The sequence below is a fragment of the Cytobacillus oceanisediminis genome (assembly GCF_007830235.1).
Lineage (GTDB): Bacteria > Bacillota > Bacilli > Bacillales > Cytobacillaceae > Cytobacillus > Cytobacillus oceanisediminis.
This window is the reverse complement of sequence record NZ_VLKI01000006.1, coordinates 222,663-244,190: the sequence shown is the minus strand read 5'-3', so window position 1 is coordinate 244,190 and position 21,528 is coordinate 222,663. Positions and strand designations below refer to the sequence as shown.

The window sequence follows — 21,528 nt, the reverse complement described above, 5'->3', positions numbered from 1 at the left end:
GGAAGCGTCTATTCTTCCTATGCCTATCAAAATCGAATAAAAGAGAAGGATTTAGTCAGTAGTATGTCGCGCAGAGGAAACTGTTGGGACAACGCAGTAATTGAGTCTTTTCATTCGAACCTAAAATCAGAGGAATTTCAGTATGTTAAATTTAATTCTTTATCTTTAGAAGAAGTAAGAGAACGTGTAGATCAATTTATGAGGTATTATAACGAAGAGCGTATCCAAGAAAAATTAGGCTACCACACACCAATAGAGTTTGGTGATATGGCAGCCTAAGAAGGTGTTTTATTACTGTCTCAAATGACTAGGTCAGTCTAAACGGATGGCTTTTTACTTTTTGCTGCCTGGTTAAAATACAGAGTAAAAGCATTTACAAGTTGCTTATGGAATAATCTTGTATTCAAAGAATTAGGGTGGAATAACTTTGAGTGCAATCGGCAGCTTAATTAAGAGCAGCCTTTTTTTTACTGGCTTTTTTTATTTATAAACAAACTGTCCCCGGTGATTCTGTTATTTTAATAGCTCTATTGGTACATCAAGCATATTCCATAGGAAAAAGATCCATAAAAAACCGATTCCGAGAGCCACCAGAGGCCTTTTGTAATGTACCCTAAAAATAATAAACATAAATATATTAAAGAGAAGGGACCATCCCATCGTCCATCCATTTGAATGTTCTATTAAATTTAAATAATGAAGATTGACAAATTCTATCGAGCTGTAGAAAAACACCCATAAAGCAATCCATATAGCCTGTTGGCGGCATCCCTTGGGATAATGGCCAAGAAAGATTAGGATTGTAGCAGGATAAACGATTGCCATGATCATTAAGTTAATAACAGGGTGCCCGAACAAAATATTTTCCGCAAAAACAGTCTCTTTGTATTGCCACATAGGATAATTCCGAAATAGAAAGTTTTTTAACAAGTCTCCGCCAATAAAAAATAAAATGGTTGGATAGTATTCACGCCAGTTCTTCCAGTCACCCCATTTCCATCCCGCCAATAAAAAGAGAAAATTAAATAGTAAGTGCATCAAATCCCTCTTTCTTTGTGGCTGCCCGATTGGCAGCATCAGTACACTTCCCTAAAATTCCTTTTAAGTAGTTTGCCTAATCGGCTTCCTTCTATGAATAAAAATAAGAAGGTATTTAATTAAGAAAGCTGCGGGATAATAATTTATTAAAAGACTAAAACATTTAGGTGATTCAATGGCGCTTCCGGCAGCAATCGTTATATCCTTATACACGGTACTTGTTTTTTATTTCCAAAAAAAACCTTTATCATTCCTGCAAAACTCAATAGTTTTTATGATCATAACTATAGCAGCAAAAAATTATACAACCATTATGACTTTGCAGCTGAAATTGTTTAAACTTACAGAAGATTCTTTGTTATTTCTGTTTTTTTTACTGCATCGGGATATAATTGGACCTGTAATTGTACTTATTTTTATAAATGTTTTTTTGGGGACAGCAACATGGAAAAAGAAAGTTTTTATCTTCATTGGTATGTTTTTGTCCCTGCAGCTAATGGATATTTTAAGTTTGTTATTTGCGGTCGTTACGTATACAAAGTGGAAATTATTATACGCCGGGATTGCCAATAGTGCTTTTCTGATATTTGGCCTGGGATTGGCCGGGGGAGTAAAGTATCTTAATCGGGAGCATTCTGTATGATAACAGTATATGAAAAAACTTTTGATGCTAATGAATGGTTTGTCATTGCTAATCTTATTTTGTCTGGAATCCTTATTTGGAAACTGCCTAAGGTTATATCTGCAATAGAGTCAGCAGCCCACTTCACATACGGAATATTTATAGGGATGTTTTTCGATCATACAATCAGTATAAAACCATGGGATTTTTATGATGTAAATGATACTTCTGCATACCAATTTATAGATTTTCTTAGTTACGTTATGTATGGGCCCTATAGTTATTTTTTTATCTACCTTTATGTAAAATTCCGTATAGCAGGGTATAAAAACATCTTTTACGTCACTGCCTGGACATTGTTTGCTGTGCTAATAGAATGGTTTGCAGTTAAAATCGGCGTGTTTCATTACGATAAAGGGTATCATATGGCATGGTCTTTTCCGGTCTATATGTCTATGCAAACAATACAGATCATTTTTTATCATGTTCATATTAAATTAGAAAAAAGCCGCTGAATAACGGCTTTTCTTCGTCAATATTTTGTTATGTCCATTGTATTAACGACTTCAGTCAGGTTGTTTTTATATTCTTGGCCTTTTTGAACATAAGTATTGATGGAAAGCTGGATGAGTTCCAGATCCTTCTCGGCCAGTTCCCTGACCACTTTTCCCGGCGAGCCGACAAGAAGTGATCGGGCAGGGATTTTTTTGCCTGCTGGTATAAGGGTGTTTGCACCGATTATGCACTCTTCGCCGATTTCGGCGCCATCTAGTATGGTTGACCCCATTCCGACAATGGTTCGCTTTTTTATCGTACAGCCGTGCAGAATTGCATTATGGCCAACTGTCACCTCATCTTCAATAACTAATGGAGAGCCTTCATACAAGTGGCATGTCACATTATCCTGAATGCTGCAGCGGTTTCCGATTTTGATTGCATCTTCATCGCCTCTTAAAACCGCATTGAACCAGATGCTCGATTCTTCGCCAATTTCCACATCCCCAATTACATAACAGCCTGGAGCCAAAAACACAGTTTGCCCAACCCGCGGCTTCTTGTCATTGTAAGCTAAAAGCATAAACATCCCCCTAACAATAAATTAAAAAGAACTGAACCTTTTCTTAATTGTCAAACTATTAAAATTAGTATAACATTATTTTTACGAAGGGGGAATTTTATTGAATATATTAACAAGCATTTTAAATATTAAATATCCGATCATTCAGGGCGGGATGGGGAATATAAGCAATGCGATTTTAACAGCAGCCGTTTCTGAAGCTGGCGGGCTGGGGACAATAGGAGCGGGAACTATGGTACCCCAGGAAGTCGAGGAGATTATCGTTGAGACAAAAAGGCGTACTGAAAAACCATTCGCTGTGAATGTGGCCTTAAGTGTCTCTCCATATGTTAAGGAAATACTTTCGCTTGTTATCAAGCATAAGGTTCCCGTTGTTTCCCTTTCGGCAGGCAATCCGGCTCCTTTTATACCAAAGCTGCATGAAAACGGTTTAAGGGTTATAACAGTTGCAGCATCTGTTAGACAGGCAATAAAAGCAGAGGCTGCCGGTACGGATATCATTGTAGCCGAGGGATACGAGGCTGCCGGGATAAATTCTTCACTTGAAACGACAACGCTTGTACTGATCCCGCAAATCGTTAATAAGGTGTCAGTTCCTGTGGCTGCAGCAGGAGGAATTGGCGATGGAAAAGGGCTAGCTGCCATGCTGGCCCTTGGGGCTAGCGGCGTGCAAATGGGTACGAGATTTATTGCCACGAAAGAGGCGCCATTTCATACAGAATATAAAAAGAAAATTATTGAAGCGACCGACCATGAAACAGTTATAATTGGGCGTTCCGTTGGAAGAATCAGAAGGGTGCTTTCAACAGGATACGCCCAAAAGCTTTTGAATAATGAAAAAGAAGGCATTAGTTTAGAGAAATATAATACTTTGACTTCAGAGGATTATCATAAGAAAGGTGCGTTAGAAGGCAACGGAGAAGAAGGGTTTATGAATAGCGGGCAAATTTCCGGACTGATTGCCGATTTGCCAACTGTAAAGGAACTGCTGGATAAGGTGATGGGGGACGCTAACCTTCAGTTGCAAAACGCTGCAAAGTTATTAAACTAGCATGCAGGTTCTATAATCTGCATGCTTTTTTTATAAATAAAAGCATGAGGGGCAATCAGAGAAATAGGTAAATCTCCACTTATCAAAATATATTAAATTTTTGGAATATTATTGACACTCGCTTAACTCTGGTGATAATATAACGTTGTATTTACGATAATGAATGTAAATATCATATAAATGTTAAAAAACAGGTTAGGCAGGCTATTTCCCAGTTTTTATTACCACAACATGTAAGCGCATACATAATAGGGTTTTGCTATCAGATCTAACTGATAGTTAACATTTTAATTCAGGGGGTTTTTCAATGAAAAAATCGTTAAAGGCTTTCTCCTTAATAATGGCTGCAGGGATGCTTGTTATGAGTGGCTGCGGAAAGGAGACTTCTAAAGGTTCCTCTGCGGAGGCAGATGAAAAGAAGCAATATACCATAGGGATCACTCAATTTGTGGAACATCCGTCACTAGACGCAGCTACTGATGGATTTAAGAAAGCCTTGGAGGATGAGGGGTTTAAGGAAGGCGAAAATGTAAAGTTTGATTTTCAAAATGCCCAAGCAGATATGAACAACACACAAACTATTGCTAATAATTTCGTTGGCGACAAAGTGGATATGATTTTTGCCAATGCAACCCCTAGCGCTGTCAGTGCCTTAAATGCGACAAAGGATATTCCCATTTTATTTACTTCTGTAACAGATCCTGTTGGAGCAGGGCTGGTAGAGTCATTTGATAAACCAGGTGATAATATCACCGGCACTACAGATAACCATCCGGAAGGAACAGCTAAAACAATTGACTTTATGATTGATGAAGTTGGTGTTCAGAACATTGGAATCATTTATAACTCTGGAGAACAGAATTCTGAAGTGCAGGTACAACAGGTAAAAGAATTAGCTGAGCCAAAAGGCGCCAAGATTGTAGAAGCATCTGTTTCAACTTCTGCAGAAGTAAAACAGGCTGCTGATTCCCTTGTAGGCAGGGTGGATGCCATCTATATTCCTACTGATAATACAGTTGTTTCGGCACTGGAATCTGTTATTTCAGTAGCTAACAGTAAAAAAATCCCTCTATTTGTAGGAGAGTTGGACTCTATGAAGCGCGGGGCAATCGCAGCCAGCGGATTCAGCTATTTTGACCTGGGATACCAAACCGGGAAAATGGCTGCCGAGGTTTTAAAAGGGAATAAAAAACCGTCTGAAATTCCAGTTGAGCTTCCAGGCAGCCTTAAGCTGGTCATCAACAAAAAAGCAGCTGAAGAACAGGGGCTGGAAGTAAAAGATGCATGGTCAGAAATTGCAGAATTCCATGAGGAATAAATATAGGGCTAAGGATTTGCCGGCTGAGTATGGCATATTCAAGAAAAGTTATAACTGGCCGGCTGCCTTTGATTTAAAAAACTGCTTAGAAGCCTTCTGTTACTGCTTAATAAAAAAAAGGGTGTGATTCTTAGTGTTTACAGCCATATTCGGTGCGTTCGAATCAGGGATCATTTACGCAATCATGGCACTTGGCGTGTATTTATCATTCAGAGTACTGGATTTTCCCGATTTAACGGTTGATGGAAGCTTCGTAACCGGTGCTGCCGTAGCAGCAACCATGATTGTCAGCGGGGTTAATCCTTTCGCTGCCACGATCATGGCGATGTTCGCCGGGTTTATTGCCGGCTGTCTTACAGGCATAATTCATACTTTTGGAAAAATCAATGCCTTGCTCTCAGGGATATTGATGATGATTGCTTTGTATTCTATTAATCTCCGGATTATGGGCAAGTCAAATGTTCCGCTATTAAATACAGAAACGGCTATGACACATGTTAGGGATTTCTGGGACAAAACAGGAATTGATGCCTTTTTCAACAGTATTTTATCAATAATTGGACTTGGAGACAGTCTCCCAAGAACCTGGGGAATCATTCTGTTTATGGTCCTTGTGACCTTTACGATTAAATTCCTAGCGGACCGCTTCCTGCAGACAGAGGTTGGCTTAGCTTTACGGGCTACAGGAGACAATAAAAGGATGATCCGGAGCCTTTCAGCCAATACCAATTTAATGGTCATATTGGGTTTGGGATTGTCTAATGCAATGGTTGCTTTTTCGGGAGCGCTTATTGCCCAGCAAGGCGGATTTGCCGATGTTGGGATGGGGATAGGAATGATTATTATTGGGCTCGCGTCTGTCATCATTGGAGAAGCTTTATTTGGCACCAAGACGATTTCCAGAACAACCCTTGCTGTAATTGGCGGCGCAATTATCTACCGAATTGTGGTGACAATGGCACTACGCGTAGAATTTCTTGAACCGGGCGATATGAAGCTGATCACAGCAACAATCGTCATACTTGCCTTAATTATGCCAAAAGTGATCGACCGGACAAAAGAGAAAAAGCGCAAAGCGAAAAGGCTGGCAGAAAACATGACTCTAAGCGAATTGCCTTCAGGCGGAAAGGGGGAAGCTGGTGCTGCAATTAAATCAGATTCATAAAGTTTTTAATGAAGGGACACCGGATGAAAAAATTGCACTTGATACGATTAATCTTACTTTAAATGAAGGTGACTTTGTCACTGTAATTGGAAGCAATGGAGCAGGGAAGTCGACTTTGATGAATATCATTTCGGGCGTTATGATTCCTGATGTAGGGTCTGTTTATATTGACAGCCAAAATGTAACGGCCATGTCAGAATATAAACGGGCAAAGCTTATTGGACGTGTGTTCCAGGATCCAATGGCAGGTACCGCTCCTTCGATGACAATTGAAGAGAATCTTGCAATGGCCTATTCAAGGAATAAATCAAGAACGTTAAGAAAAGGGGTTACGAAGAAGCGTAAGGAATATTTCCGTGAAGTACTCGAAACCCTTCACCTGGGTCTTGAAAATCGCTTGAATGCAAAGGTTGGATTATTATCGGGAGGGGAAAGGCAGGCGCTTTCTTTATTAATGGCGACTTTCACAGAGCCTTCCATTCTATTATTGGATGAACATACGGCAGCCCTTGACCCGGCCCGTGCAGAGCTCATTACGAACTTGACAAAGGAAATTGTAGAAAAATATAATTTAACAACCTTAATGGTTACCCACAATATGCAACAGGCCTTGGACTTGGGAAACAGGCTGATTATGATGGACAAAGGCCAGATTATCCTTGAGGTAGACGAGGATCAGAAGCAGCATCTAACAATTGAACAGCTGCTGAATGAGTTCCAGCGCATTCGCGGAACAAAAATGGCAAGTGACCGTGCACTTCTTTCATAGACTAATAGAAAAAGGATTAACCAAAAAAGGCAGATGGTTAATCCTTTTTTCGCGCTAAGAATACCCAAAGAATTTTTGAACTCTTCACAATTTATTGACTATTCATTTAACGTAATGATATTATATCGTTAAATATACGTCATACATATTACTGTAAGAACGGGGAGGAATGTTATGAAACCTGGGCTGAATACTGGACATCAGGCTGTCATCCATGCCGTAGTAACCCCTGAAATGTTTGCTCAATTTGATGGGGAAATCGTCCACCGGGCGTATTCAACCGTGACCATGATCTATCATATGGAATGGGCATCACGCTTGCTGATCCTGCCGTTCCTGGAAGAAGAGGAGGAGGGAATGGGAGGGGCAGTTTCTGCCACGCATCTTTCTCCTTCAGCAGAAGGATCTTCCTTAACCATCACAGCAACAGTTGATAAGCTTGATGGGAAATCGGTTCACACCTTTGTGACAGTTCATAATGGAACTAAACTAATAGGCCAGGGAGAAGTCAAACAGGTAATCCTGCCTAAAAGCAAAATTTCCCAAATGCTAAAAAAAGAATAAAAGATTCATATTGATTAGTGAAAGATCAGCCTTTAAATCAAGGCATTTTTAATAAAGTTTTTTGTAAGCGCTATCATTAGTAAAGGGGAGAAGGAAATGGCTGATATGTTTCAAAAAATAAAAGACCATGAACAAGTTGTCTTCTGCAATGATGAGTCTACAGGATTGAAGGCGATCATTGCTATTCATAGCACAAGGCTTGGACCTGCATTGGGAGGCTGCCGTATGTTTCCTTATAACAGTGTCGATGATGCACTTGAAGATGTCCTCCGATTATCTAAAGGCATGACCTATAAATGCGCGGCGGCAGATGTTGACTTTGGCGGCGGGAAAGCCGTCATTATTGGAGATCCGGCAAGGGATAAGACGCCTGAATTGTTCCGTGCATTTGGGCAATTTGTTGAATCATTGAATGGGCGTTTCTATACCGGGACGGACATGGGCACATCAACAGAAGATTTTGTACATGCGCTAAAAGAAACCAATTGCATTGTAGGTGTTGATGAGGTGTACGGGGGCAGCGGAGACTCTTCTGTTCCGACTGCACAAGGCGTTATTTACGGGCTGCAGGCCACAAATAAAGCGTTGACAGGATCTGAAGACCTTTCAGGGAAAAGTTATTCGATTCAGGGGCTTGGCAAAGTTGGTTATAAGGTTGCAGAAAGATTGCTTGAAGAAGGTGCTGATTTATTTGTAACAGATATTAACCAGAATGCGATTGACCAGCTGCTCACAAAAGCGAAAGAACTAGGTGCGGGAGTTAAGGTATTATCCAGTAATGAAATTTATGGTGCCAACGCTGATGTTTTTGTTCCATGTGCGATGGGAGGAATTATTAATGATGAAACAATTGGGCAATTAAAAGTAAAAGCAATCGTTGGTTCTGCCAACAATCAGCTCCTTGAAATGCGCCATGGACAAATCCTGAGGGACAAAGGCATCTTGTTTGCTCCCGATTATATTGTTAACGCAGGCGGTTTAATACAGGTGGCTGACGAACTATATACACCTAACAAAGAAAGGGTACTCCGCAAAACAAAGGCTATCTACAATTCTCTTCTAAACATCTATGAACATGCCGAAGCAAATGGAATTACAACAGTTGAAGCATCCAATCAGTTCTGCGAAAGCCGGATAGAAGCACGGACACGCAGAAACAGCTTCTTTTCTCATATGAAGCGCCCGAAGTGGGCAGTAAGAACATAATTTTTTTGGCGGATTAACTACATTTGTACCTTATTTAAGTTCTTTAACAATATTAAAAAATCATAGCCAAAGGGTGAGAAAATGGAAAATCACTTTCCGATCCAGCGTATACTGGACGAAAACGGAAATATCGTTTCCCCTGAGTACAAAGGAAAGCTAACTGAAAAACTTGTACAAGAATTTTACAAACAGATGACGAGAATACGCATTTTTGACCGCAAAGCCATCTCGCTTCAGCGGCAGGGCAGGATTGGAACTTATGCGCCTTTTGAAGGCCAGGAGGCTTCACAGGTCGGGACTGCTGCGGCACTTGAGCCAAATGACTGGATGTTCCCGACCTATCGCGACCATGGAGCGGCCATGACATTCGGCCACTCATTAAGGAACATCCTGCTGTTTTGGAACGGCCGGAATGAGGGCTGTATCCCCCCGGATGGAAAAAAAATCTTTCCGCCGGGCATTCCGATTGCAACACAAATCCCTCATGCCGCCGGCGCTGCTTTTGCTGAAAGGAAAAAAGGCACAGCTAATGCAGCTATTGCTTATTTTGGGGATGGAGCTACATCAGAAGGGGACTTCCATGAAGGCCTGAACTTTGCAAGTGTATTCAAGGCGCCTGTTGTCTTTTTTAATCAAAATAATCAGTATGCCATTTCCGTGCCAATCCATAAACAAATGAATTCAAAAACAATAGCTCAAAAAGCGCTTGCATATGATATGCCGGGTGTAAGGATAGACGGCAATGACATCTTTATCGTTTACTTTGAAACGTTAAAAGCCTTGGAAAGGGCAAGAAACGGAGAGGGTCCGACTCTTATAGAAGCTGTTACCTGGAGATACGGTGCCCATACAACAGCTGATGATCCATCGAAATATCGTGATCAAGCGGAAAGCATCAACAGAAGGCAGGAGACCGATCCGATTCTAAGACTGGAAAGATGGATGAAAAACGAAGGAATCTATAATGAAAAATGGATGCAGGCAGCAGAGGAGGAAGCCTCTGCAGAAATAGATCAAGCTGTAGCTGAAATGGAGAACTTTCCACCTGCAGATCCTGCAGCTATATTTGACCATGTCTTTGCTGAGCCGACCTGGCAAATTCAACAGCAAAAAGAAGAGTATCTAAAGCAGATTGGAGGAGGCAAATAATGAAAACCGCAGTTGGAACAAAGACATTGACGCTGGTTCAGGCCATTACAGATGCTCTCGATACAATGCTTGAAAAGAGAGAAGAAGTTTTGCTGCTTGGTGAAGATATCGGGAAAAACGGCGGAGTGTTTCGTGCCACGGACGGACTCCAGGCAAAGTTTGGAGAAAACCGGGTCATTGATACTCCATTAAGCGAGGCAGGGTTTGTTGGAGCAGGGATAGGCATGGCAGTGAACGGCTTTTTGCCTGTAATCGAGATTCAGTTTCTTGGATTTATTTATCCCGCTTATGAACAAATAATGACACATGCTTCAAGGCTGCGGATGAGGACGATGGGCCATTTTACAGTTCCGTTGGTTATCCGCGCCCCTTATGGTGCAGGAGTCAGGGCTCCGGAAATCCACTGTGACTCAACGGAATCTATTTTTACCCATATGCCGGGCATTAAGGTTGTTTGTCCTGCAAGCCCCTATGATGCCAAGGGTCTGCTAATTGCAGCCATAGAAGACCCGGATCCGGTTCTGTTCCTTGAGCCGATGCGCTGCTACCGCTCCATGAAGGAAGAAGTGCCGGAAGGAAAATATACCGTTGAAATTGGAAAGGGCAAAAAGATCATGGAGGGCGATGATGTTACGGTTATTACTTGGGGCGCGATGGTTCCCGAGGCGATGAAAGCTGCCAAGATGATGGAGGAAAAGGGAATCCATTGTGATGTAATTGACCTAAGGACGTTATTTCCAATCGATAAGGATATTATTGCAGAATCTGTGCAAAAAACAGGCAGAACTGTTATTGTCCATGAAGCGCATGCTACTGGGGGAGTAGGAAATGATGTACTTGCCATTATCAATGATACATCCTTTTTATATCAAAAAGCCCCTGTAGAGCGAGTGACAGGCTTTGATGCCCCAGTGCCGTATTTCGGTTTTGAGGACCATTATTTGCCCACCCCAAAGCGAATCCAGCATAGCATTGAAAAAGTAATGAAGTTTTAGGAGGGTAAGCCGTGGAAGTTAAACTGCATGATATTGGAGAAGGCATGACAGAGGCAGAAATAAATTGTTTTTTAGTCAAACCAGGAGAGGCAGTTAAAGCTGATGACCCTCTCGTCGAAGTACAGACCGATAAAATGACTGCAGAAATTCCGGCACCCAGAGCTGGAATAATAAAGGAGTTTACAGTCCAGCCCGGCGATACGGTTTCGGTAGGGTCCACATTATTAATTTTGGAGGTGGGTGAGCAAGCCGGTGTCCCAGTTAAAATCGAGAAAAACCTCCCTAAGCCTGCTGTTGCTGAATTACAAGCCGAACGGCTGCAATCTTTTGCAGCAGTAAAACGAAAAAGGGTTCTCGCTTCCCCATTTACAAGAAAGATTGCCCGTGAGAATGGAATTACTATAGAAAATGTAGCAGGAACTGGCCCTGCAGGCCGCATTTTGGATGAAGATATCTATAAATTTATGGCGGCTGCACAGCAAAAGCCTAAACTGCCTGCTCAGCCGGCTCCTAAGGAACCGGCAAAAAGGAATGATAAGGTAACGAGTACAATTCCTTTAAGAGGCAGAAGAAAGCAGATTGCCAAAAAAATGGTACACTCACTTAATACGATTCCTCATTGCACCCACTTTGAAGAAATTGATGTTACAGAGCTGATTACTTTCAGAAATGAGCTGAAAGACCAAAACCAGACCATATCTGCAACGGCATTTTTCCTTAAGGCACTATCTATTTGCCTGAAGGAATTTCCTGTGTTCAATGCGGAGCTTGATGAAGAAAAGGAAGCAATCCATTTGCTTAAGGATCATCATATTGGCATCGCGGTGGATACCGAGGAGGGGTTAATCGTTCCGGTCATCCAAAATATTGAGAAGAAATCCATCCGTGATATCCACAAAGAAATGAAGCAGCTGACAGATAAAGCTCTTGAAAACATGCTGACAGTAAAAGAAATAACCGGCGGCACTTTTACCATCAGCAATGTGGGACCGCTTGGAGGAAGCTTCGGTGCTACACCGATCATCCAGCATCCGCAGACAGCTCTTGTGTCTTTCCATAAGACTAAGAAAATGCCTGTGGTTACGGAAGATGACCAAATTGTCATCCGGTCGATGATGAATATTTCAATGTCCTTTGACCATAGAGTGGCAGACGGGGCGACAGCAGTACGCTTTACAAACCGCTTTGCCGAACTGATTCAAAATCCGAAAATGCTTGTTCTGGAGATGGTATAGATGGTAGTTGGCGAACTTGCACATGAACGCGATGTCATGATTATTGGCGGGGGCCCTGGGGGATACCATGCGGCGATCCGTGCTGCGCAGCTCGGACGTACTGTTACGTTAATTGAACGTGGACAACTGGGCGGTGTTTGTTTAAACAAAGGCTGTATTCCATCAAAGATTCTTACACAGTCTGCTGAGAAATTAGTTTCCTATCAGGAGGATGAAAACTGGGGAATTGAACGAGAAGCCGTCTCTTTTAACATGAAAAAACTTCAGCAATACAAACAGAAGACGATTGAGCAGCTTCGGACAGGAATCGAGGGACTCTGCAAAGCAAATAAGGTCGAGATGGTTGTGGGGTCGGGATTTTTTTTGGCTGAGGATAAAATAGGCGTAGAGAATGGGGAGAAATATGAGGTTTTTCGATTTAAGGATGCAATCATTGCAACGGGAAGCTCTCCGGTTCTCCCTACATGGCTGCAAGAAAAAAGTGAAAGGCTCCTGGATACTCATACCATTGCAAATTTAAATGAAATTCCCGAAAAGCTGCTGGTTTACGGAAGTGACTATATCGCCCTGGAGATGGGGATGGCTTATCAGGCACTTGGTTCGGATGTGACGCTCATCCTTGATGAAGGAAAAGCAGAGTTTGAATTTGATCAATCTATCTGCCGGGAGCTGAAAAGAATTTTAAAAAAGAAAGGACTAAATGTTGTAAGGAATGTGGATGTATTGGAATTACAGCTCTATGAGAACAATGTATCACTAATTCTTGAAGCAAAGGGAAAGACAGAAACCCTTTCAGGAACATACTTATTTTCATCCACATCCATAAAGCCAAATACAGACCAGCTCGGTCTTAACCGCATAGGAGTAGAAACAAGCACAGCTGGTTTTATCAAGGTGGATCATCAAAGCCGGACTTCCCGGGAGCATATATATGCGATCGGCGATGTTACAGAGGGACCAGCTCTTGCAGTAAAAGCCATTAAACAAGGGAAAACAGCTGCTGAAGCGATTGCTGGAATCGCATCGGAATCTGACTTTCGTTTTATTCCGGTAGTAGCCCACACGCAGCCTCCTATTGCAAGTACTGGTTTGACGGAAGAAGAAGCTAGTGATCTGGGGTATGAAATTGAAATTGGTCATTATCCATTATCCTCTAATGGTTATAGCACTTTAACCGGGAAAAAAGATGGGTTTATCAAAGTCATTAGTGATAAGGAACAATGTGTGCTGCTTGGTATCCATATGGTAGGCCCTGGTGCGGTTGAATTGATTTCAAGCGGAATCACAGCTTTGGAAATGGCAGCCAGGGATGAGGATTTAATTTTCCCTAACTATCCGCACCCAAGCATGAATGAAGGGCTGCTAGAAGCAGTAGAGGCACTGAAAAAACAGGCTATCCACATCCCGCCGAGCTTGAAAAAAGAGAGATTAAAAGTGTAGGAAATTTACCCCGTCTTAACGCCAAAAAACGCTTGCTGGAAGAAGTTTCGCTTTACCGCAGAAGTGCATTATAGCTTTAACTTGAACTCTTGAGAACGTTTACAAGTTTAATATATTATAAATTCAAAATATTAATAATTTTATTAATGGAGGGGTTCGCGTGCATGAAGAAAAAGTGCTGAAAGAACAAAAGGCAGAGGATTTCTTCCCTGTTAAGGAAGTGGACTATTTAGAAATATACTCCGGCAATGCGAAGCAGTCATGCCATTATTTTTGTACAGCATTCGGATTCAAACCAGTTGCATATTCTGGTCTTGAAACAGGCAGCAGAGAAACTGTTTCATATGTGCTCCAGCAAAGAAAAATACGCCTGGTAATCACAGGAACATTGAATGATAGCTCGAGAGTATCAGCTTTTATTAAAAAGCACGGTGATGGAGTTAAAGATATTGCTTTAACGGTTGATAATGTTGAAAAGGCTTATCAAGAGGCAGTAAAAAGAGGCGCTATTGATATTCAGCCGCCATATGAAATAAAGGATGAGCATGGAACTGTGAAAAAAGCCGTAATCGGAACATATGGAGATACGATCCACACACTAGTTGAGCGCAATAATTACAAAGGTATTTTCATGCCTGGATTTGAGCCTTACGAAACAACCGTTCCGTTTGAAGATGCAGGGTTTATTGGCATTGACCATGTTGTCGGCAATGTGGAAAGAATGGAAGAATGGGTGAACTATTATGCGAATGTAATGGGCTTTAAAGAAATGAAGCACTTCACTGATAAAGATATTACAACAGAATATTCCGCTTTAATGTCTAAAGTAATGCATAATGGCGGCAGAATTAAATTCCCTATCAACGAGCCTGCTGAAGGAAAGCGCAAGTCACAGATTGAGGAATACCTCGAATACTATAACGGGGCTGGCGTGCAGCATCTGGCCATCCTGACTGAAGATATCGTCAAAACGGTCAGCGTTCTGCGTAAGAATGGAGTAGAGTTTTTAAACACACCTGATTCTTATTATGACATGCTTTCAGAACGTGTAGGAGAAATTGATGAAGAGATTGATAAGCTAAAAGAGTTAAGCATATTAGTAGACCGTGACGATGAAGGCTATTTGCTGCAAATCTTCACGAAACCAATTGTTGACCGGCCAACCCTTTTCATCGAAGTGATTCAGCGTAAAGGGGCAAGAGGATTTGGTGAAGGAAACTTCAAGGCACTATTTGAATCGATTGAGCGCGAGCAGGAAAGACGCGGAAATCTATAAGACCGAAAAAGGGAGATGCTTTCTCCCTTTTTTAATAAGTGTAATAATCAACAAGAACCTTGGCGTAAAGGAGGCAAAGGCTATGGCTAAAATCCAGACGAGAAGTGCTGTCGAGAAAATTGTATCTTATCCGCTTGGCGATTCCCCGGAGGAGATTAAAACAAAATTCAATCTAAAAGCTATCAGGAAAATGTCTGATAATGAAAATGTATACGGCTGTTCCGCAGAAGTAAAGGATAGCATCACCAAAGCGATGAACAGCCTATATTTTTATCCGGATGGCACTGTTTCCCTATTAATTCGCAAAATAGCGGATTTTTACAACTTAAGCGAAGACAGAATTCTGGCTAGCAACGGATCAGAAGAAATAATCCGTCTTTTGACTAGAGCATACATAAGCCCTGGCGATGAAGCTGTGATGGCGCAGATTACCTTTCCAAGATATGAAACAAATGTAGTTATTGAAGGCGGCAAAGCTGTTTCCGTCCCACTCCGAAATGGAACCCATGATTTGGATGCTATGTATGAGAAGATTGGCCATAAAACAAAAATGGTGTTTGTCTGTAATCCCAACAATCCAACAGGTACGATTGTCGGGAAAGATGAGCTTTACCGGTTCATAGGAAAAATCCCTCCGGACATCCTGATCATTTTGGATGAAGCCTATTACGAATACGTTACCTCAAAGGAATATTTGGAATCTCTTCCGCTGCTCAAACAGTATCCAAATCTGATCGTCCTAAGAACTTTTTCAAAGATTTATGGCCTTGCCGGGCTTCGCGTCGGTTATGGAATAATGGACCCTGAAATCGTTAAGGAGCTTCATAAAGTGAAAGATGTTTTTAATGTAAACCATCTTGCCCAGGCAGCTGCGGCAACCGCTTTGGCTGATCAAGAATTTGTAAAAAATTGTTCGAAAAAGAATGCTGTCGAACGGGAATTTGTTTGTGAAAAACTCGCAGAACTGAACATTGGTTTCTTTCCTTCGCAAACCAACTTTGTTTATGTTTTCAGCCAGCATCCAATCGCGGCGAGTCTCATTGCGAACGGGTTGGTTGTTCGCCAAATGAAGCTACCGGGATATGCAGATGCTTTTAGGATGACTCTTGGAACAAGAGGGGATAACGAACCGGTTATAAGCGTGATCAGCGAGCTTTTAAATAATAAGGGCGGTGTAAGATAAATGGAAATTAATCCTGGAAGTCTTGAATGGAAGGACGCATATAAGTTAATGGTCGGTTCAATCCTCCCCCGTCCCATTGCGTTTGTCACAACTGTTGATGAAAGCGGCAATGTAAATGCTGCACCATTCAGCTTTTTTACAGCGGTTTGTGCAGACCCGATGCTAATCTGCTTCTCTCCTATGAGAAAAGGGACGGATGGATCGAAAAAAGATACCCTTGCTAATATTGAATTGACAAAAGAATTCGTCATCAATATTGTCAGTGAGGATTTTACCGAAAAAATGAACATTTGCGCAGCTGATTACCCTGCTGGCACAGACGAGATGAAGGCTGCCGGGCTGGAGAAAGAAAAAAGTGCAGCCGTAAAGCCGCCAAGGGTGAAGGAATCAAAAGTTCATCTGGAATGCAGCTTATATCAGGTTCTGCATTTTGGAGAACATGCCGGTTCCGGAAGCCTGGTGATTGGAAAAGTCGAACACGTGCATATTGCTGAAGAGCTTTATGAAAATGGCCGGATCAATTCTGAAAAGCTTAAACCGGTAGGACGTATGGCAGGACATATCTATACAAGGCCAATGTCGGATGTCTTTGAATTAATCCGAAAAACGGAACCGAGGTGATGCTATGAAATTTATAACCTTTCAAAAACAAGATGGATCCATTAGAGCTGGTTGGCTGAAAAATAATGAGTATGCTGTGGATATGCATGAAGCCACAAACGGAGTGCTGCCCAAAACCATGCTTGCATTTCTGGAAAATCATGCGTTTTTTATGGAGTTTTTATCAACAGGCAAAAAGCTGAAAAACACAGATAAAGGTGTATATCCGCTGTCAGAAGTAATCTTAAAAGCCCCTCTGCCAAATCCGAAAAGCTTCAGGGATTTCTATGCATTTGAAGAGCATGTAAAAACCGCCAGAGGAAACCGCGGACTTGATATGATACCTGAATGGTATGACATTCCCGTTTTCTATTTTTCAAATCATCTCAGCATAAAGGGGCCTGAAGAAGAGATTTCCCGTCCGAAAAATTGTGAGTGGCTTGATTATGAATTGGAAATAGCATGTGTGATCGGGAAGGAAGGCAAGGATATCAAAGCTTCGGAAGCAGAAGATTATATTTTTGGCTATTGTATCCTGAATGACTGGAGTGCAAGGGATATTCAAAGGAAAGAGATGAAGGTTGGCCTTGGACCTGCAAAAGGGAAGGATTTCGCAACCACGATTGGTCCTTATATTCTTACAAAAGATGAATTGGAAGATTATCGCGTTGAAAATGGCTATGACTTACCGATGACTGCGAAGGTTAATGGCACCCTTCTATCAGAAGGGAATATGCAGGATATCTATTATTCTTTTTACGAGATGATTGAACGTGCTTCGGATGGTGCAACTTTATGCCCTGGCGAATTAATTGGTTCAGGAACAGTTGGGAGCGGCTGCATTTTGGAACTTGGCACAGATGTACACCGCTGGCTTGAGCCCGGGGATGAAGTGGAGCTTGAAATAGGCTGTCTAGGTACTTTAAAAAATAAGATTGCTATAGAGTGAGGTGGAAATATGTATTATCGCCAAATGGGTAAAATCCCGCATAAACGCCATACAACTTTTAGAAAGCCTGATGGCACCCTTTTCAGGGAGCAAGTTATGGGCACAAAAGGCTTTTCCGGGACACAATCGATTCTGTATCACCATTATATGCCTACAGAAGTGGCGCGTACGGAGCTGATTGGTAAATATCTTCCAGAATATGAGGATCAGGAAAGTTTGAAGCACCGCCATCTGCTGACTGACCGAATTGAAAAAAAAGGCGATGCACTAAAGGCAAGAGAGTACTTGCTTGGAAATGATGATCTATTGATAGGAACCGCTAATATTTCCGAGCCCATGAAAAGTTTTTACCGGAATGGCGATGGAGATGAAATGATCTACATCCATTATGGAAGCGGAAAAGTTGAAACCATGTTTGGAACACTAACCTATGGCCCTGGTGATTACGTGATCATTCCAATAGGTACCATTTACCGGGTCATTCCAGATGAACATAAAACGACGAAAGTGCTGTTTGTTGAGTCTTTTAGCCAGATCACCACTCCGAGGAGATATCGCAATGAATATGGCCAGTTATTGGAACATAGCCCCTTCTGTGAGAGAGATATCCGCGGTCCGGAAACATTGGAAACTTACGATCAAAAAGGGGAATTTGAAGTTATTACGAAAACAAGGGGATACTTGCATTCTCATATTCTCAATCATCATCCGCTAGATGTGGAAGGCTGGGATGGCTATCTTTATCCTTGGGCATTTAATATAGAAGATTTTGAACCTATTACCGGCAGGGTCCATCAGCCGCCTCCAGTCCATCAGACTTTTGAAGGGCATAATTTCGTAGTGTGTTCATTTGTGCCAAGACTGTATGACTACCATCCGGAGGCGATTCCGGCACCTTACTACCATAGCAATGTAAACAGTGATGAACTTCTCTATTATGTAGAGGGGAATTTTATGAGCCGCAAGGGAATCAAGGAAGGTTCGATAACCCTTCACCCGAGCGGAATCCCGCATGGCCCTCATCCTGGTAAAACCGAAGCGAGCATCGGAAAAAAGGAAACGCTTGAACTTGCTGTGATGATTGATACCTTTAAGCCTTTAAAACTGGTTAAGCAGGCAAAAGCAATTGAAGACGAAAAGTATATGTATACATGGGTTGAATAGAAAAAAAGCACTTTCCTCTACGGAAGGTGCTTTTTTATTACTTTTCATTATGCCAAATGACCGCAAGCGTGCCTTCACCGGCATGTGCAGCAATCGTGGAACTGATTTCCCCGATAAAAATGTCGAGGCGAGGATAAACAGATTTAATCTCTTCTGCCAGTTCATTAGCTTTTTCCAGTACATTTCCATGCATAATCTGTACCTGTGGAATGGTATGCTTGCTATAGGAATCTCCCAGCAGTTCAATCATTCTTTTAATTGCTTTCTTTTCAGAACGAACTTTATCAAATAACTCAAATGCACCATCCCGGTTAATGCGGATAATCGGCTTGATCTTTAAAATGCTTCCAAGCAAATACTGTGTACCTGACATTCTCCCGCCTTTGTAAAATTGCTCAAGGCTCCCAAGCAGAATGTAATTCTCTGACTTGTCGGCTTCTTTCTGCAGGATTTCAGCTATTTTACGAGAAGGCATGTCATTATTGGCCAACATGAATCCTTTTTGGATCAGTGTTGTTATAGCATACGACATACACTTGGAATCCACAGCCTCAACAGGGAATCCGGCAAGTTCTGCCCCAGCAAGGCAGCTGTTGAGTGTACCGCTCAATTTGCTTGAAATATGGACAGCAATCGCTGAATCATATTCTGATTTTAACTTTTCAAACAATTCAGCAAATCTTCCCGCTGAAGGCTGAGATGTTTTCGGTACTTCTTTTTCAGCACGTATGCGGCTATAGAGCTGATCTGTTGTCAAATCAATTCCATCTTCAAAAGACTCCTCACCGAAAGTGATTGTAAGAGGGACCACATAAACATCGGGGTGGTCCAGCAATTCATGGGTCAAAAAAGCTGTGCTGTCTGTAATCCAGGCAATCTTTTTATTAATCATGTATATATTAGTCCTTCTTTTCAATATTTTTGGTAATAATAAACCGTTTCCATTTCTGCAAATTCATCTTATTATACACTATGTAACCCTAACCCGTATTGCTTTTTATGAAGCCATTTAAAGGAAATAGGGGAGAACTCTAAAAAAAGGTGATTAAATGGCACTGTTTTCATTTAGAAAAAGAAAAGAGAAATATGAACATTTTGTGAACAAAGCTTTTAAATACGATAAACCATCTTCAAGAGACATAGCGATTGCAATCATGAAGGAAGCTGTCCAACAGCCTTTTCCTGTTAAAGAAATTGCCAGCGGCTATTTTTACCTGGGAATCCTTTATGAGAACAGCAGAAATTAGATTTGGCAGCCTCTCATTTTGAAAAAGCATTTCAGCTAGTTGCTGATGAAGATATACCCTATGACAGCGGTTATAAACGTGCTATTAGTGTATTTATTAAGAATGGGGATAAGGAACAAAGGAAGAGACTAATGGGCTGACCTTAACAATCTATAATGGAGGATTTGCTCTTGTAAAAGAGAATCGTTCAGTCAACAGCAATGAAGCTATTGATCACATTCAATACATGGACGTGGCTGAAAAAATAGAAACAGATTCCATCATTATTTCAGGAGTCAATATCCTGGAAACGAATTATGAATAAGATTTGGTCAGCAAAGAAAAATTGATGGAAAAGTATATAGGTTCCAATGTGTATCTTTATGATAAACAAAAGAATACACGGGAGGAATACCGGCTTTTAAGCAGCATGAATGGAATTGTCCTTGAACATACAGAAACGAAAGAGATAATGATTAATCCTGAGGGCGAAATCATTTTGCCAAAGCTGCCCGGCGGTTTGCTTGTCCGGCCGGCTCTTGTTTGGAAGGTAAAACCCGGACCTGTGAAAGATATGACAGTATCTTATCTGACAAAGGGCATATCTTGGGGTGCCAATTATGTAATGGAATTGACAGACGAAGGCTTTCAATTGGCAGGGTGGGTGAAAATCGATAACCATTCCGGTGCGACTTATCAAGATGCTCAGATAAAAGTGATTGCTGGAGAGGTTAACCGGATAGAGGACAACTGGAGGATCGAAGAAGATGACATGATTTTGTACACCAATACAGAAAAAGCTTCCCCGGAATTTACGGAAAAGAGCTTTGCCGATTACCATCTATACAAACTGGAAAGGCTGGCCACTTTGAAAAATAATCAGACCAAGCAAATTAACTTTCTTCAAGTTGAAAAGGCTAATTTAAAAAGATACTTTGAATGCACCAAATGGTCTGAGGATGTTAAGATATTAATAGAATTTGAAAACAGCCAGGAAAATAGGCTTAGCCTTCCACTGCCTAAAGGAAAAGTTAAGGTTTATCAGAAAGACAGCGAAGACAGCTCACTCGAATTCATCGGTGAAGATTCAATTAGCCACACTTCTAAAAACGAAAAGGTAAAGCTCCAGCTTGGTACAGCTTTTGATATCAAATGTACTCATATTGAAAAGAACAGCTACCGAAAAGGAAGATATGAATATAAGGAGCATAAATACATCATCCGAAACCATAAAGAAGAAGCACTTATTAGGATTAGCCATTATATTCATGAACCCAATTGGGAGATTATTGAGAGCAGCTACCAATATACAAAGGCAAGCAGCTCGGAGGTTGTCTTCTGGTTTTATGCTGAACCTGACAGCTTTGAAAAAGTAACATTTACGTATCGTGTCGATAGAGGCTTACATGTAAAAGTGGAAAAAGAATAGAATTTATAAGGCCTCATCCTTTTGGTGCGGCTTTTTTGCATTTTTTGAAGCAAAGATGCAGAAAAGCAATA

The 21,528-nt window shown here is 41.4% G+C and carries 23 protein-coding genes; 20 read left to right on the top strand and 3 right to left on the bottom strand.

The window, feature by feature from the left end; all coding sequences use genetic code 11:
- The coding region (locus tag IQ19_RS13080; protein ID WP_144542830.1) for an integrase core domain-containing protein at positions 1-279 on the top strand (279 nt) is incomplete at its 5' end.
- Positions 280-513: 234 nt separating this feature from the next.
- Here IQ19_RS13080 and IQ19_RS13075 read toward each other — a convergent pair.
- The gene (locus tag IQ19_RS13075) at positions 514-1,077 is read right to left on the bottom strand and encodes a CBO0543 family protein (protein WP_242020988.1); all 564 of its coding nucleotides are present in this window, start codon (positions 1,075-1,077) and stop codon (positions 514-516) included.
- A gap of 136 nt (positions 1,078-1,213) precedes the next feature.
- Here IQ19_RS13075 and IQ19_RS13070 point away from each other — a divergent pair, with 136 nt between their 5' ends.
- Both IQ19_RS13070 and IQ19_RS13065 read left to right on the top strand, forming a co-directional pair.
- Positions 1,214-1,681, top strand: coding sequence for a hypothetical protein (locus tag IQ19_RS13070; RefSeq protein WP_144542829.1), 468 nt, complete (start codon positions 1,214-1,216; stop codon positions 1,679-1,681).
- Positions 1,678-2,175, top strand: a complete 498-nt coding sequence (locus IQ19_RS13065) for a hypothetical protein (protein ID WP_144542828.1) — start codon at positions 1,678-1,680, stop codon at positions 2,173-2,175. The genes IQ19_RS13070 and IQ19_RS13065 overlap by 4 nt, the downstream gene beginning before the upstream one ends.
- A 17-nt stretch (positions 2,176-2,192) precedes the next feature.
- Here the strand turns inward: IQ19_RS13065 and IQ19_RS13060 are convergent, their stop codons facing one another.
- Positions 2,193-2,738: a gamma carbonic anhydrase family protein gene (locus IQ19_RS13060; protein ID WP_144542827.1), complete on the bottom strand. Its 546-nt coding sequence runs from the start codon at positions 2,736-2,738 to the stop codon at positions 2,193-2,195.
- A 100-nt stretch (positions 2,739-2,838) separates the two neighbouring features.
- Between IQ19_RS13060 and IQ19_RS13055 the strand changes: the two genes are divergently transcribed.
- From IQ19_RS13055 to IQ19_RS12985, 15 genes are all read left to right on the top strand, one after another.
- A complete protein-coding gene (locus IQ19_RS13055; RefSeq protein WP_144542826.1) occupies positions 2,839-3,789 on the top strand; it encodes an NAD(P)H-dependent flavin oxidoreductase in 951 nt (316 codons plus the stop codon).
- A 307-nt stretch (positions 3,790-4,096) separates the two neighbouring features.
- Positions 4,097-5,107 (top strand): ABC transporter substrate-binding protein, encoded by a 1,011-nt coding sequence (locus IQ19_RS13050; RefSeq protein WP_144542825.1) that lies wholly within the window; start codon positions 4,097-4,099, stop codon positions 5,105-5,107.
- Positions 5,108-5,240: 133 nt separating this feature from the next.
- Positions 5,241-6,272, top strand: coding sequence for an ABC transporter permease (locus IQ19_RS13045; protein WP_144542824.1), 1,032 nt, complete (start codon positions 5,241-5,243; stop codon positions 6,270-6,272).
- Complete coding sequence (locus IQ19_RS13040; protein WP_144542823.1) at positions 6,247-7,041, top strand: ABC transporter ATP-binding protein; 795 nt, start codon at positions 6,247-6,249, stop codon at positions 7,039-7,041. The genes IQ19_RS13045 and IQ19_RS13040 overlap by 26 nt, the downstream gene beginning before the upstream one ends.
- Positions 7,042-7,215: 174 nt before the next feature.
- Positions 7,216-7,605, top strand: a complete 390-nt coding sequence (locus IQ19_RS13035; protein WP_144542822.1) for a thioesterase family protein — start codon at positions 7,216-7,218, stop codon at positions 7,603-7,605.
- A 96-nt stretch (positions 7,606-7,701) separates the two neighbouring features.
- Complete coding sequence (locus IQ19_RS13030; RefSeq protein ID WP_144542821.1) at positions 7,702-8,811, top strand: Leu/Phe/Val dehydrogenase; 1,110 nt, start codon at positions 7,702-7,704, stop codon at positions 8,809-8,811.
- Between the two features lie 81 nt (positions 8,812-8,892).
- Complete coding sequence (gene pdhA / locus IQ19_RS13025) at positions 8,893-9,960, top strand: pyruvate dehydrogenase (acetyl-transferring) E1 component subunit alpha (protein WP_144542820.1); 1,068 nt, start codon at positions 8,893-8,895, stop codon at positions 9,958-9,960.
- A complete protein-coding gene (locus IQ19_RS13020) occupies positions 9,960-10,955 on the top strand; it encodes an alpha-ketoacid dehydrogenase subunit beta (protein WP_144542819.1) in 996 nt (331 codons plus the stop codon). Before pdhA ends, IQ19_RS13020 begins: the two co-directional genes overlap by 1 nt.
- An 11-nt stretch (positions 10,956-10,966) precedes the next feature.
- Entirely contained in the window at positions 10,967-12,190 is a 1,224-nt protein-coding gene (locus tag IQ19_RS13015) for a dihydrolipoamide acetyltransferase family protein (RefSeq protein WP_144542818.1), read from the top strand.
- On the top strand, positions 12,191-13,630 hold the full coding sequence (gene lpdA, locus IQ19_RS13010) for a dihydrolipoyl dehydrogenase (protein ID WP_144542817.1): 1,440 nt from the start codon (positions 12,191-12,193) through the stop codon (positions 13,628-13,630). It begins immediately after the preceding gene.
- Positions 13,631-13,790: 160 nt separating this feature from the next.
- Positions 13,791-14,906 (top strand): 4-hydroxyphenylpyruvate dioxygenase, encoded by a 1,116-nt coding sequence (hppD, locus tag IQ19_RS13005; RefSeq protein WP_144542816.1) that lies wholly within the window; start codon positions 13,791-13,793, stop codon positions 14,904-14,906.
- 82 nt (positions 14,907-14,988) lie between these two features.
- Positions 14,989-16,089, top strand: a complete 1,101-nt coding sequence (gene hisC, locus IQ19_RS13000; RefSeq protein WP_144542815.1) for a histidinol-phosphate transaminase — start codon at positions 14,989-14,991, stop codon at positions 16,087-16,089.
- Entirely contained in the window at positions 16,090-16,710 is a 621-nt protein-coding gene (locus tag IQ19_RS12995) for a flavin reductase family protein (RefSeq protein WP_144542814.1), read from the top strand.
- Positions 16,711-16,714: 4 nt separating this feature from the next.
- Positions 16,715-17,638 carry a fumarylacetoacetate hydrolase family protein gene (locus tag IQ19_RS12990; protein ID WP_144542813.1) on the top strand — a complete coding sequence of 308 codons (924 nt, stop codon included), beginning with the start codon at positions 16,715-16,717 and terminating at the stop codon, positions 17,636-17,638.
- Positions 17,639-17,647: 9 nt separating this feature from the next.
- Positions 17,648-18,802, top strand: coding sequence for a homogentisate 1,2-dioxygenase (locus IQ19_RS12985; protein WP_144542812.1), 1,155 nt, complete (start codon positions 17,648-17,650; stop codon positions 18,800-18,802).
- A 37-nt stretch (positions 18,803-18,839) separates the two neighbouring features.
- On the opposite strand, the gene IQ19_RS12980 is transcribed toward IQ19_RS12985, so the two are convergent.
- On the bottom strand, positions 18,840-19,694 hold the full coding sequence (locus tag IQ19_RS12980) for a DegV family protein (RefSeq protein ID WP_144542811.1): 855 nt from the start codon (positions 19,692-19,694) through the stop codon (positions 18,840-18,842).
- 157 nt (positions 19,695-19,851) lie between these two features.
- On the opposite strand from IQ19_RS12980, the gene IQ19_RS12975 reads away from it, so the two are divergent.
- Entirely contained in the window at positions 19,852-20,049 is a 198-nt protein-coding gene (locus IQ19_RS12975) for a hypothetical protein (RefSeq protein WP_144542810.1), read from the top strand.
- Between the two features lie 328 nt (positions 20,050-20,377).
- On the top strand, positions 20,378-21,457 hold the full coding sequence (locus IQ19_RS12970) for a DUF4139 domain-containing protein (protein ID WP_144542809.1): 1,080 nt from the start codon (positions 20,378-20,380) through the stop codon (positions 21,455-21,457).
- Positions 21,458-21,528 lie beyond the last annotated feature (71 nt).